The sequence below is a fragment of the Bacillus sp. FJAT-25509 genome (assembly GCF_001420605.1).
Lineage (GTDB): Bacteria > Bacillota > Bacilli > Bacillales > Bacillaceae_G > Gottfriedia.
In genome coordinates this window covers 568,928-582,146 of the sequence record NZ_LJIZ01000003.1, presented here as the reverse complement: position 1 = coordinate 582,146, position 13,219 = coordinate 568,928, and the positions used below count along the sequence as shown (strand labels likewise).

13 protein-coding genes and 1 other annotated feature are annotated in these 13,219 nt (G+C 33.0%); all 13 genes read left to right on the top strand.

Annotation, left to right across the window (positions count from 1 at the left end):
* Positions 1-24: 24 nt before the first annotated feature.
* The 13 genes from folE (at position 25) to AN960_RS03105 (ending at position 13,218) form a co-directional block, all read left to right on the top strand.
* Entirely contained in the window at positions 25-597 is a 573-nt protein-coding gene (folE, locus tag AN960_RS03165) for a GTP cyclohydrolase I FolE (RefSeq protein WP_056466689.1), read from the top strand.
* Positions 598-772: 175 nt separating this feature from the next.
* On the top strand, positions 773-1,444 hold the full coding sequence (locus AN960_RS03160) for a heptaprenyl diphosphate synthase component 1 (protein ID WP_056466687.1): 672 nt from the start codon (positions 773-775) through the stop codon (positions 1,442-1,444).
* Between the two features lie 41 nt (positions 1,445-1,485).
* A complete protein-coding gene (locus AN960_RS03155; RefSeq protein ID WP_056466685.1) occupies positions 1,486-2,196 on the top strand; it encodes a demethylmenaquinone methyltransferase in 711 nt (236 codons plus the stop codon).
* Positions 2,197-2,240: 44 nt separating this feature from the next.
* Positions 2,241-3,203: a heptaprenyl diphosphate synthase component II gene (gene hepT, locus AN960_RS03150; protein WP_056466682.1), complete on the top strand. Its 963-nt coding sequence runs from the start codon at positions 2,241-2,243 to the stop codon at positions 3,201-3,203.
* A gap of 226 nt (positions 3,204-3,429) precedes the next feature.
* A complete protein-coding gene (gene ndk, locus AN960_RS03145) occupies positions 3,430-3,876 on the top strand; it encodes a nucleoside-diphosphate kinase (RefSeq protein WP_025671395.1) in 447 nt (148 codons plus the stop codon).
* Between the two features lie 234 nt (positions 3,877-4,110).
* Positions 4,111-4,337 (top strand) — a binding site (T-box leader).
* A gap of 106 nt (positions 4,338-4,443) precedes the next feature.
* A complete protein-coding gene (locus AN960_RS03140) occupies positions 4,444-5,529 on the top strand; it encodes a bifunctional 3-deoxy-7-phosphoheptulonate synthase/chorismate mutase (protein WP_056466679.1) in 1,086 nt (361 codons plus the stop codon).
* Positions 5,530-5,925: 396 nt separating this feature from the next.
* Positions 5,926-7,095 carry a chorismate synthase gene (aroC, locus tag AN960_RS03135; protein ID WP_056466676.1) on the top strand — a complete coding sequence of 390 codons (1,170 nt, stop codon included), beginning with the start codon at positions 5,926-5,928 and terminating at the stop codon, positions 7,093-7,095.
* Positions 7,095-8,180, top strand: a complete 1,086-nt coding sequence (gene aroB / locus AN960_RS03130) for a 3-dehydroquinate synthase (protein WP_056466675.1) — start codon at positions 7,095-7,097, stop codon at positions 8,178-8,180. The genes aroC and aroB overlap by 1 nt, the downstream gene beginning before the upstream one ends.
* Before the next feature lie 195 nt (positions 8,181-8,375).
* The gene (gene aroA / locus AN960_RS03125; RefSeq protein ID WP_056466672.1) at positions 8,376-9,659 is read left to right on the top strand and encodes a 3-phosphoshikimate 1-carboxyvinyltransferase; all 1,284 of its coding nucleotides are present in this window, start codon (positions 8,376-8,378) and stop codon (positions 9,657-9,659) included.
* A 17-nt stretch (positions 9,660-9,676) separates the two neighbouring features.
* Entirely contained in the window at positions 9,677-10,936 is a 1,260-nt protein-coding gene (locus tag AN960_RS03120) for a tetratricopeptide repeat protein (RefSeq protein ID WP_056466669.1), read from the top strand.
* 53 nt (positions 10,937-10,989) lie between these two features.
* Positions 10,990-11,529, top strand: coding sequence for a ReoY family proteolytic degradation factor (locus AN960_RS03115; protein WP_056466666.1), 540 nt, complete (start codon positions 10,990-10,992; stop codon positions 11,527-11,529).
* Positions 11,530-12,121: 592 nt separating this feature from the next.
* Positions 12,122-12,571, top strand: coding sequence for a DUF2487 family protein (locus AN960_RS03110; protein WP_056466661.1), 450 nt, complete (start codon positions 12,122-12,124; stop codon positions 12,569-12,571).
* A gap of 143 nt (positions 12,572-12,714) precedes the next feature.
* Complete coding sequence (locus AN960_RS03105; RefSeq protein WP_056466656.1) at positions 12,715-13,218, top strand: QcrA and Rieske domain-containing protein; 504 nt, start codon at positions 12,715-12,717, stop codon at positions 13,216-13,218.
* The last annotated feature ends 1 nt before the right edge of the window (position 13,219 follow it).

The window sequence follows — 13,219 nt, the reverse complement described above, 5'->3', positions numbered from 1 at the left end:
TTTTTTAGCATGGGGGATCAATTAATGAATGAAGTTAATTTAGAAAAAATTGAACAAGCGGTTCGTCTAATTCTCGAAGCTATCGGTGATGATCCAAATAGAGAAGGAATTTACGAAACGCCAAAGCGAGTTGCGAAAATGTATGCTGAAGTATTCTCTGGTATGCGCCAAGATGAAAAAGCTCATTTACATAAAGTATTTGGTGAAGATCATGAAGAATTAGTTCTTGTAAAAGATATTCCATTCCATTCAATGTGCGAACATCATCTATTACCTTTTTACGGAGTTGCTCATGTAGCGTACATTCCTAGAAATGGTAGAGTAACTGGTTTAAGTAAATTAGCACGTACTGTAGAAACAGTAGCTAAAAGACCTCAGTTACAAGAGCGTATTACTGCCTCAGTAGTAGATGCTATTATGGAAGTGCTACAACCACACGGTGCAATGGTAGTTGTAGAAGCTGAACATATGTGTATGTCTATGCGTGGAGTAAGAAAACCAGGCTCAAAAACTGTTACGACTGCAGTTCGTGGCTCACTTAAAGAAGATGTGCAAGGAAGAAATGAAATACTTGCAATGATTCATTCAACTAAATAGAATCTAATAATCAAAAAGCAGGGCGTTTGACAGGCAGTCTAAAAAGCCGGAAGTCCTGCTTTTTTTAAAATATTCATTATAAAATAATTCAAGTTGATTGAGCAATCAACTTATACCATCTAAAATACTTATGGTATAATGAAAAAATCAGTTATAAATGGAATGGATGGAAATAATGAATAGTATTCACGAGTTAAAAAATGAAGTAATCACTCAAATCTTACATACGATTAAACACCCATATTTAAATCAACATCTGCAAGCACCGACAATTGATGATGTAAAGGTTACTTTATTAATAAATTTATTAAATGATCACAATTTTACGAGTGATAAAATTGTACATTACTGTAAAGCCTTGATGATTCATCAAATTGCTTTAGATACTCATGAAAAGGTATCCACATATGAAGGTACTCCAATGGATCGTGAGAAGAAACAATTAACCGTTTTAGAAGGAGACTTATATAGTGGACTATACTACGATGCTCTGTCTAAAACTGGGGAAATTGGTTTAATTCGAGAACTGTCATATGCTGTTAAAGAAATGAATGAAGAGAAGATCAATCTAGTTCACGAACAATTTAGTTCTTTAGAAGATCTTTTCAACTGTATAACTGTAATCGAATCAACTATACTTGTACATTTTGCAAAATTTATTTCAGCAGAAGAATCTATAAAGCATATTGAGCAAGAATGTTTAATGTCAAGACTGAAAAAAGAATTCGAACAATCTTCAGTTGAAAATTACTCTGATTTTATTTCTCAATTTCAAAGAATAATGGGGATTGTTGATTTAGCTAAAACAAAAGAAGAATTATCAAAAATAATACAATTACAAAATTAATCTACATAGAAGTAATCGTAATTAGTTTAGTGGGGGTTTATATGACTCAATCAAAAGAAGAACGCGTACATGACGTGTTTGAAAAGATTTACAATAAATATGATACAATGAATGGTATTATTAGTTTTAGACGACATATTGCTTGGCGCAAACAAACTATGAAAATTATGAATGTTCAAAAAGGTATGAAAGCGCTTGATGTATGCTGTGGTACTGGTGAATGGACAATTGCACTTGCAAATACAGTTGGAAAAGACGGAGAAGTAGTAGGATTAGACTTTAGCAAAAATATGCTATCAATTGGTGAAGAAAAAGTTAAAAATATGCATTTGGACCAAGTAAAATTAATTCATGGCAATGCTATGGAGTTACCATTTGAGGACAACTATTTTGATGTCGTTACAATTGGATTTGGTTTAAGAAATGTTCCAGATTATTATCAAGTGTTGAAGGAAATGACAAGAGTCGTGAAACCTGGGGGTATTGTTGTGTGTTTAGAAACATCACAACCGACTGCATTTGGTATTAGACATGTGTATAAAGCGTATTTTAAATACATCATGCCGATTTTTGGGAAAATATTTGCTAAAAGCTTTAAAGAATATTCTTGGCTACAAGAAAGTGCAAGCACGTTCCCAGGAATGAATGAACTTGCAAATCTTTTCAAAAAAGCAGGATTAGAAAAAATAAAAATTAAACCTTATACTTTTGGTGTAGCAGCAATGCATTTAGGTGTTAAACCAAAAAGCTAGTTACAAAAAAGCGAGAAAATGGGATGAATAGTAAGGTGAACGGAATGAAGGTTAAATGGAAATATTCTTATTTAAAAAAGGACATTAATGAGATTGAAAGCACGCTTCATAAAGTAGTTAATTCTTCACAGCCAATTTTGAAAAACGCATCTGTACAGTTGCTTGAATCTGGTGGTAAAAGAATTAGACCAGTTTTTGTATTGCTTAGTGCTAAATTTGGACAATATAACCTTCAATCGATTAAAAATGTAGCAGCTACTTTGGAAATCATACATATGGCATCATTAGTTCATGATGATGTAATTGATGAAGCTAGTTTACGAAGAGGTAAACCGACAATCAATTCCACTTACAATGATCGTGTTGCTATGTATGCAGGGGATTTTTTATTTGCAAAAGCATTGGAATGTATGTCAGAAATCGAAATCCCATTGGCCCATCAAAAATTATCTGAGACTATTTTAGAGATTTGTTTAGGTGAGATTGAACAAATAAAAGATAAATATAATTTTGACCAAAATTTAAAATGTTATTTAAGAAGAATTAAACGAAAAACTGCACTTTTAATTTCAGCAAGTTGTGAAATTGGTGCAATTGCATCAGGAGCCTCTCCGGCTTTTCAAAAGTGTTTAAAAGATTACGGATACTATTTAGGTATGTCCTTTCAAATTATGGACGATATTCTTGATTTTACGGCTTCTGAGAAAGAATTAGGAAAACCATCAGGTAGCGATTTAATCCAAGGGAATATTACATTACCTGTCTTGTTTGCGATGAATGATTTAGCTCTTAAAGAGAAAATTGAATCCGTTTATGAAGGAATCGATCCGGAATCTGTAAAACCTCTTATCAATCAAATTCGTAAAAGTACATATATTAAAGCAGCAAGAAAAGTCAGTGAAGCATATTTACAAAAATCTTTAAACAGTATCAATAGCCTTCCTAATAGTGAAGCAAAGGAAATGTTAATATTAATTGCTAAAAATATTGGAAATCGAAAAAACTAGAGGCGGGGAAAATGCTAGTGCATTTACAACTGCCTCTTTTGGCTTTTTAGATACGTATAGAACTCCCGTTAATCAGTTATATTGATTAAAGTTAATGAATAATCTGGAAGCGATTTCAATTTTTATAATATAACAAGATTTTAAACTATTGATAATTTTATAAATTGATGTTACTATTCTAACTGTGTTGTTTATACATAATTGAAATCAAGTGAGGTAGAGCATAATGGAAAGAACTTATTTAATGGTAAAACCTGATGGTGTACAACGTAACTTAATTGGTGAAATCGTTTCACGTTTCGAAAAAAAGGGTTTCCAATTAGTTGGAGCTAAATTAATGCAAGTGAGTAAAGAACAAGCTGAAACTCACTATGCTGAGCACAAAGAACGTCCTTTCTTTGGTGAATTAGTAGACTTCATCACTTCAAGCCCAGTATTCGCTATGGTTTGGGAAGGCGAAAATGTAATCGCTACCGCTCGTCAAATGATGGGAGCAACAAACCCTAAAGATTCAGCACCAGGAACAATCCGTGGAGAGTATGCTGCAACTGTAGGCAAAAACATTATCCATGGTTCAGATTCACCTGCTAGTGCAGAACGTGAAATCGGTATTTTCTTCAATCAAAATGAATTAGTTGAATACTCTAAGCTTATTAAAGAGTGGGTATACTAATAAATAAAAAGTTTTAGACAAAGAAGTCAGCATAATTGCTGGCTTTTTTATTTTGGAAATGATTAAAATCTAGATCTGTGGATCAATTTTCGTATTAACTTTAGTAGAATCGTTATGAGTAAGCAAAATAGTGAATAAGTTATAAATTGTAAAAAAATAATACATTGACAGCCTCTTTAAATCTGCTTATAATCATCATTAATAACTTTTTTAATGAATCTTTTGACAATTAAATATATTGCGATGATAAGGGCACAGTAGGCATAACTTCCCTGTTTAAGAGAGCTGACGTAAGCTGCGAGTCAGTACATATGGTATGCTGAATTACATTCTTGGAGCAATTTCTTTTTCATTTATTGAAAATAGAAACGGTCGTTTTGATCGTTAACAAAATGAAGGTGGTGAACAGAGTTTTTGTTCACAACTAGGGTGGTACCGCGATTAATTAATTCGTCCCTACTGTTTATTCAGTAGGGGCTTTTTGTTTTTATTTTTTACATGCCTACTACTTGATGAAAAGTAGAGGTGTTGGACATTAGAATTTTTAAATTTAAGGGGGAAAAGGAAATGAGTACAAATAATGAATTAATAAATTTACGTGATAAGGTTGATGAGATTAATTTAAAAATCGTTGAATTATTAAACGAGCGTGGAAAAGTTGTTCAAGAAATTGGTCAACAAAAGATTAAACATGGTATCAAGCGTTTCGATCCAGTTCGTGAGCGTGAAGTGTTAGATATGATTGCAAATGTAAATGAGGGCCCTTTTGAAACGTCAACTTTACAACATATTTTCAAGACGATCTTCCAAGCAAGCTTAGAACTACAAGAGGATGATCACAGAAAAGCTCTTTTAGTTTCAAGAAAGAAAAAGCCTGACAATACAATTGTTACAGTGAAAAATGATATTGTCCTTGGTGATGGTTCTCAATCATTTATTATGGGTCCATGTGCAGTTGAGAGCTACGAACAAGTACGTGCAGTAGCACAAGCTATGAAACAACAAGGTTTAACAATGATGCGAGGCGGGGCATTTAAACCAAGAACTTCTCCATACGATTTCCAAGGTCTTGGATACGAAGGACTACAAATTTTAAGAAAAGTGGCAAATGAATTTGATTTAGCAGTAATAAGTGAAATACTAAATCCAAATGATGTTGAAAGATCGTTAGAATACGTTGATGTCATTCAAATTGGAGCACGTAATATGCAAAACTTTGATTTACTGAGAACAGTTGGTCAAGTAAATAAACCAGTGTTATTAAAACGCGGACTGTCAGCAACAATTGAAGAATTTATTAATGCAGCAGAATACATTATTTCGCAAGGAAATGACCAAATTATTTTATGTGAAAGAGGTATTCGTACGTATGAGAAAGCTACTCGAAATACATTAGATATCTCAGCTGTACCGATTCTAAAGAAAGAAACACATTTACCAGTTGTTGTAGATGTAACACATTCTACAGGTCGCAAAGACTTATTATTACCGACAGCAAAAGCAGCCCTAGCAATTGGAGCAGATGCAGTAATGGCAGAAGTACACCCTGATCCAGCAGTTGCTTTATCAGATTCGGCTCAACAAATGAATATTCCACAATTTGAAGAATTTATGTTTGAGTTAAAAGACTTCCGTGCAAAGCTTCAATCATAAGTAAAATTATCTAAAAAAAGCTGACGGTGAATGCTTTGAAAAAACGACCTTATAAATGGTACAGGAATAATCAGAGACTCAAATGCTTTAGCAATGAGAATGACGAAAAATAATTGAATATGATAAAAACTAATTACAACATTAGATGAGCTTTCTCGGTACAGTCTTTAAGCTGTAAAGAGATTTCATCCGATTTTTTCTTGATTTAAAATATTAATAAAAAAGATTGCACAATCAAATGCTGAGCATTAGGTTTTTCTACTGAATAATTCATTTTTTTGTTAAAAAATCAAAAAAGTGCCGGAATATGGCTCTCTTTTTATATTAAATTCAGAATAGGTTGTGCTATAGTAGTAACTAATTAATTTTAAACTTACATAAAGAGAAGGTGTTGAAATGCGTTATTTAACAGCAGGTGAATCACATGGTCCACAATTAACTACAATTATTGAAGGCGTTCCAGCAGGCTTACCAATTTTAGCAGAAGAAATAAATGTTGAACTTCGTAGACGTCAAGGTGGATATGGAAGAGGGAGAAGAATGCAGATAGAAAAGGACACTGCTCAAATTACTAGTGGTGTTCGACATGGTTATACTTTAGGCTCTCCAATCGCACTGGTTGTTGAAAATAACGACTTTAAACATTGGACTAATATTATGGGTGCTGAACCTTTAGAAGATCTAGAATACGAAGGAAAAAGAAGCATTACAAAACCAAGACCAGGGCATGCCGATTTAAATGGAGCTATAAAATATGGTTTTAGAGATGTACGAAATGTTTTAGAGCGATCTTCTGCTCGTGAAACAACTGTACGTGTTGCAGCTGGTGCGGTGGCAAAAAAATTGTTGAGTGAGCTAGGTATCACAATTGCAAGCCATGTTATTGAAATTGGTGGAGTTAAAGCGAAGAATTTAGACTATAAAAATGTAGAAGACTTACATAATAAAGCTGAAAACTCAGAAGTAAGATGTATAGACGCAGAAGCTACAGAAAATATGAAAACATTAATTGATGATGCAAAGCAAAATGGCGATTCAGTTGGTGGGATTGTAGAAGTTGTTGTTGAAGGTATGCCAGCTGGTGTTGGTAGCTACGTTCATTATGACAGAAAACTTGATTCAAAAATTGCAGGGGCAATTGTAAGCATTAATGCCTTTAAAGGTGTAGAATTTGGAATCGGGTTTCAAGCTGGATCCTTACCTGGTAGTGAAGTTCATGATGAGATTGCATATTCAGAAGAACAAGGCTACTACCGATTAACGAACCGTGCAGGCGGTTTTGAGGGCGGTATGACAACAGGTATGCCTATTGTCGTTCGAGCAGTAATGAAGCCAATCCCGACGCTATACAAGCCGTTACAAAGCGTTGATATTGAAACAAAAAAAGTTTATGAAGCAAGTATCGAACGTTCAGATAGCTGTGCTGTTCCAGCAGCAAGTGTAGTAGCAGAGCATATTGTTGCTTGGGAAGTTGCAAAAGCAGTTATTGAACAATTTGAATCAGATCAACTTGAGCGTTTAAAGCGTAATATTGAAGATTTCCGTGAGTATGCGAGGAAGTTTTAATGAATGCGATAACTGTCAAAACAAGCTCTAAACAATATGATGTTTGTATAGGGTTTGGAGTATTGAGTCAACTACAATCAAAGTTGGATAGCTTAGTACCTAAAGTTTCAAAGATATTAATCATTACAGATGATCAAGTTGCTCCACTTTATCTAGAGCAAGTATTACTAAATTGTAGTAAAGCAAATAAAGTTGAACACTTTATCATTCCACATGGTGAAAAAAGTAAGAGTTTTGCTATGTACGAAAATTGTTTAACCTATTGTTTTGATGTCCAATTAGATCGTAATAGTTTAATAATTGCTTTAGGTGGAGGAGTAGTTGGTGATCTAGCAGGATTTGTTGCAGCTTCTTATATGCGTGGTATTCGTTTTATCCAATTACCGACTACTTTACTAGCCCACGATAGTGCTATAGGTGGTAAAGTCGCTATAAATCTTCCAAAAGCTAAGAATATAGTTGGCGCATTTTATCAGCCGGAACTAGTTTTGTATGAATTAAACTTTTTATCTTCTTTGCCAATTGAGGAATGGAGATCAGGTTTTGCTGAAATTAGTAAGGAAGCTATGATTTCTTCTACCGACAATTTGAATTGGTTAATGGATAATATTCTTTCACTTGAAAATTTAGATGATGCGTTAATTGAAAAATGTGTGACAATGGGGATAAGTGTAAAAAATGAAATTGTCTCCAAGGACGAAAGAGAAACTGGTGAAAGAGCATTTTTAAACTTAGGCCATACTCTTGGGCATGCGATTGAAGCTTATTTAGGTTATGCGAAAACAACTCATGGTGAGGCTATTGCATTTGGAACCTTATTTTCAATCTATTTGAGTGAACAGTTCTTTGAGGTTGACTTAAAATTTAAAGAAATTGTAAATTGGTATAATCGATTGAATTATCCTGTTTATTCAAAATTAGAATTAGAACCTATTGTAAATCTAATGAAACAAGATAAGAAAAATATAGATTTGAAAATAAAATATATATTATTAAAAAGTTTTGGGAATCCAGTGATTTGTGAATTAGACGAAAACTTTATAAAAGAAAGTTTAGATAGTTTTTTTAAACAAATAATTTCATAATACTTATCTGAAAATGGTGTTTTGATCAAATGTTAAATCAAAATATCATTTTCTTTTTCTAAATTAGACTAATTGAACATTGAAAATGAAAAACATAGGACAATTCGTCGAATAGAATTTCAGAGAAAAAAAAGGTTTGATTTAATAAAAAATGGAATGTAAATACATATAGAAAGGTTAGACAAGGTGACTATGATGAGAAATACCCAGTTAGAAAAAATCCGTTTAGTTGGTGATGTGACAATTCCAGGAGATAAATCAATATCTCATAGAGCAATTATGTTTGGATCACTAGCGAAAGGGACTACAAAAATTACTAACTTTCTATTAGGTGAAGATTGTTTAAGTACGATTGCTTGTTTTAGAAAATTAGGTGTACAAATCGAAGTATCAGAAGATGAAGTAGTCGTTTATGGTAAAGGAATTGAAGGACTTAAAGAGGCACACGAAGTACTTGATGTAGGAAATTCGGGAACAACAGCAAGATTAATGATGGGAATATTAAGTGGTTTACCATTCCATTCAGTTATTATTGGTGATGAATCAATTGGTAAAAGACCAATGAAACGTGTTACAAAACCTTTAAAAATGATGGGAACTTCTATAGATGGACGTGAAGACGCTACATATACACCTATTTCTATTAGAGGAGGTTCACTGAATAGTATTTCTTATGCTTCTCCTGTTTCAAGTGCACAAGTTAAATCTTCAATTTTATTAGCTGGTTTATTTGCAAAAGGTACAACGACTGTGACTGAACCGGAAAAGTCTCGTGACCATACTGAAAGAATGCTAAAGGCATTTGGTTGTGAGTTAGAAGTTGATGGGAACAAAGTCTCAATTAATGGAAACCAAGAATTAACTGCAACAGATGTTATTGTTCCTGGGGACATTTCATCAGCAGCATTTTTCTTAGTAGCAGGGTCGATTGTTCCAAATAGCGAAATCTTGTTAAAAAATGTAGGGGTGAACCCTACAAGAAAAGGGATATTAACTGTTTTAGAAAGAATGGGCGCTAATATAACATTAGAGGATGAAAAAGTTGTAAACGGAGAACCAATTGCGAATATTCGAGTGAAATCATCGAATTTAAAATCAACTGTAATCGGTGGGGCTGAAATTCCTACTTGTATCGATGAGTTACCGATCTTAGCCTTAGCAGCAGCTTTAGCAGATGGAGAGACCATTATTAAAGATGCTGAAGAGTTAAGAGTAAAGGAAACGGATCGTATCCAGACTGTTGTAACAGAACTTACAAATCTTGGTGTAAGCATTGAAGCAACAAAAGATGGTATGATTATACAAGGAAATAGTTCTTTAATAGGTGCGAATGTAAATTCACATGGTGATCATCGAATGGGAATGATGCTTTCAATTGCTGCATTACTTGCTAAAGGTGATACAATTATTGAAAATACGGAATGCATAGCTGTATCTTTTCCGAACTTTAAAGAGCAATTAAATGAATTAATTAAGTAGTCATATGAGGTGTAAGAATGAGTTTATACGAAGCTGTTCAGTTAATAGAGAACGGTCATACCGAAAAGGGATTGGATTTATTAAGAAAGAATTTAAAAACTGCAAACGATGAAGAAAAATACGAAGCAGCACTTCTTTTTCAATCATTAGGATTTGTAGAAGATGCGAAAAATCTCATTGAAGATTTAGTTTACTTATACGATGACGACGATGATCTTAAAATAATGTATGCAGAAATATTGTTGGATCTAGATTTAGAAGACGACGCTTTAGAAATTTTACTTGCAATAAAAGAAGATAGTGAGAGTCGAGTTCAAGCACTATTATTAATGGCTGATTTATATCAAGTTCAGGGTCTTGATGAAGTAGCTGAACAAAAATTATTTGAAGCCAAAAGAATTTTACCTAATGAACCTGTAGTAGATTTTGCATTAGGGGAGTATTATTTTAGTAAATATGATTATAAAAAAGCAATACCATTTTACGAAAAACTCAACTATCAAGAAATTGAAGTAAGTGGAGTAAATAAAGATTTAAGACTTGCTGAATGTTTAAGTGCTGAAGGTGAATGGGAAGATGCAATTTCCTATTATGAAAAAGGAATTCAGAAATCAAAAGACTTCCATACGCTATTAGGATATGGCATAACGCTATTTCAAGCTGAACGCTATGCAGCCTCTATTCCAGTATTCGAAGAAGCAATCTTCTTTGATCCTGAATATTTGGTAGCACATTTATGGTTAAGTAAGGCGCATGACCTTGAAGGCCAATTTCAAGAAGGTTATGATATATTACAAAAAGCTTTACTAGTTGATGAAACGAATGTAGAATGCCTTTTATCAGCAGCTAAATTAGCTCGTAAAATGAAAAATTTAGAAGCAAGTAAGAAACATTTACAGGAAGCATTAATTTATGATCCTTCGCTAATTGAGGCAGTTCAGTTATTAGTCGGAATTCTTTTCGAAGAAGAAGATTTCGATGATATTATTAGTATAATTGAACTAGCAATCGAGCATGGGGCTTCAGATCCTCATTTTAATTGGGACTTAGGCAAAGCATATTATGGAAATGAAAATTATGAATTGGCATTAAAACAATATCGTCTAGCATATAATGACTTTAACCAGGAAATTTCCTTCTTAAAGGAATACGGAGACCTATTGTTTGAAGAAGGCTTAGTACAAGAAGCAAAAGAGGTTTACAGTAAACTTGTAGACGATGAGTATCTACAGGAAGAAGTAAGAGAGCGTCTTGAAAGAATAAATGAAATTCTGTAGTTTTCTTTATTCAGAAAAGGGGACAAATTTTATGGACAGAGGAGGGATTTAAAATGGCAACCCCTGTATCTGTGAATGAGAAGAAAGATTTTGTTAAATGGTTTCTAAGTAATTTTCAGTTAAAGCAAAGAGAATGTGTTTGGATTTTAAATTACCTAATGAGCCATGATTATTTAATGAAAAAGGTTCATTTTGTAGAACAGTCTAAATATTGTCCACGTGGATTAGTGATGTCGACCAACTGTGTTAAAGAAGTCCCATTTCATTTTTATAAACAAAATGTTATGACGACGGATGCAGAGAAATCATTTCACGATATTCGACTAAATAGGGATGAGGATATTTATATCCAGCTCAACTTTAAATCTTCTTTTCAATATCCGATGTTTGTTTCAGTTTTAGAAGAGAACCCACATCTACCAAAAAACTTAAATAGTAACGAAAAAGACCGCGTAATTGCTGAAAAGCTATTGTCAGATTCAATTATGAATTTCCAAAAAGACAGATTGATGAAAATGATTGATGAAGCTTTAGATAATCAAGACAAAAAGCTTTTCCAAGAATTAACTAAGCAACTCAATTCATTAACTTAATGAAAACCTGAAAAAAGTCCTCATTTGTGGGGGCTTTTTTACTGTTGAAAAGTTATTTGCTAATTGAATAGAGTTAATTTTTATTGTTAAATAAGATATGTGGGGTTAATTTCCATTTTTAGGGCCTTAGCTTTTAATTGTGGCAAGATTCATGGTCCTAATCGTAGTATACGTTTCATTTTTGGTCCAAAGCTTTCTGGTAAATCTCATTGAGGTCGAACGATTTATCAACTTATATAAGTTAAAAAAAAAACAGTATGTAAGATTAAGATTAGCTAATTACTCATAAAAAAATACACTTATAAAAAATAATATTAGTAAAAAAGTCACTTTATTGATCTCATAGAAATATTTGACTCGAAACGGATAGTAGTTCAACTAAATTTACATTTTTTTAAAATATATCAGTGAACTGTTAATGGAGGTTCTGAATTAACTACAAAGATGCCATTCACCTCACTGTAAAATCCTTTATTAGTGGACTTTTTTTCTTTCTTAAAATAGTAATGTATGGTTAAATGGAAAATAGAAATTTGTTCACAAAAATTTCACAATTATAAATAAATTATTTTAATAGAAAGAGGTAATTTTGATGAAATGGACAACAAATGAATTAAATCAAGTTATTGAGAATCTGGAGTACATCGATACGATCATTATTCCGCTTTGTCCTGTTTCTTTGAAGAAAGAAAATATTGGTCTTGCCGAGCAAAGAGAGGACTTAATAATACTTACTTCGGAACTTGAACGTACATATAAAGGCAGAGTTGTAATTGCTCCTGAATTTACTTATTTACCTGAAGAATCTGATAAAATAAACCGATTAAAGGCTTGGTATGAAGAGTTTAAAACTAGTGGGATTAAGCATGTGTTTTATTTAACATGTGATTTTGATTGGAGACAGTCAGAATCTGAATTGGATGAATCATTAATTTGGTTACCTAATTTAAATATCAATAGCTTAGATGAATCATCACAACGAGTAATAATTGATAAACAATTATCTCACATAAATGCATTATTTTCTAAAATATGGGGATAAAAATAAAAACAACATTATTACTATGATTATTATTAGGATATTATTGACCTTCTAAATTTGTTATTATATTATGAAAGTGTCCTAGTTTTATTATTATAGCTGTTGTCCGTACAGGAGTACTTGTGATAGAGGGGGGAATTTTCATGAGTGAAAAGGTTTCAAGACGCCAGTTTTTAAACTACACTTTAACAGGTGTAGGCGGCTTTATGGCGGCAGGAATGCTAATGCCATTGGCTCGTTTTGCCATTGACCCAGTTTTACAAAAAGAAGAAGCTGGAGCAATGGTGCAAGTTGGACTAATCAAAGATTTAACGACTGATCCAAAACGCTTTGACTTTAAAGTTAAGCAGGTTGATGGTTGGGTTAAATCTGATGCGTCACACATTGCATGGGTGTACAAGAATTCAAATGGAGACATCGTTGCGTTATCACCTACTTGTAAGCATTTAGGCTGTACAGTTGGTTGGAACGACAATAAAGATTTTCCAAATCAATTCTTCTGTCCATGTCATGGCGGTCGTTACCATAAGGATGGTAAAAACATTAAAGGTACACCACCGCTTGGTCCACTAGACAACTATGCGGTAAAAGTGAAAGGTGATTCTTTCTATCTTGGTAAACTAGAACCAAATACAGGAGGTAAATAAT

Bases quoted from the DNA above. Each gene is read 5' to 3' on its own strand.
- folE (WP_056466689.1), top strand. From the start codon at position 25: ATGAATGAAGTTAATTTAGAAAAAATTGAACAAGCGGTTCGTCTAATT.
- AN960_RS03160 (WP_056466687.1), top strand. From the start codon at position 773: ATGAATAGTATTCACGAGTTAAAAAATGAAGTAATCACTCAAATCTTA.
- AN960_RS03155 (WP_056466685.1), top strand. From the start codon at position 1,486: ATGACTCAATCAAAAGAAGAACGCGTACATGACGTGTTTGAAAAGATT.
- hepT (WP_056466682.1), top strand. From the start codon at position 2,241: ATGAAGGTTAAATGGAAATATTCTTATTTAAAAAAGGACATTAATGAG.
- ndk (WP_025671395.1), top strand. From the start codon at position 3,430: ATGGAAAGAACTTATTTAATGGTAAAACCTGATGGTGTACAACGTAAC.
- AN960_RS03140 (WP_056466679.1), top strand. From the start codon at position 4,444: ATGAGTACAAATAATGAATTAATAAATTTACGTGATAAGGTTGATGAG.
- aroC (WP_056466676.1), top strand. From the start codon at position 5,926: ATGCGTTATTTAACAGCAGGTGAATCACATGGTCCACAATTAACTACA.
- aroB (WP_056466675.1), top strand. From the start codon at position 7,095: ATGAATGCGATAACTGTCAAAACAAGCTCTAAACAATATGATGTTTGT.
- aroA (WP_056466672.1), top strand. From the start codon at position 8,376: ATGAGAAATACCCAGTTAGAAAAAATCCGTTTAGTTGGTGATGTGACA.
- AN960_RS03120 (WP_056466669.1), top strand. From the start codon at position 9,677: ATGAGTTTATACGAAGCTGTTCAGTTAATAGAGAACGGTCATACCGAA.
- AN960_RS03115 (WP_056466666.1), top strand. From the start codon at position 10,990: ATGGCAACCCCTGTATCTGTGAATGAGAAGAAAGATTTTGTTAAATGG.
- AN960_RS03110 (WP_056466661.1), top strand. From the start codon at position 12,122: ATGAAATGGACAACAAATGAATTAAATCAAGTTATTGAGAATCTGGAG.
- AN960_RS03105 (WP_056466656.1), top strand. From the start codon at position 12,715: ATGAGTGAAAAGGTTTCAAGACGCCAGTTTTTAAACTACACTTTAACA.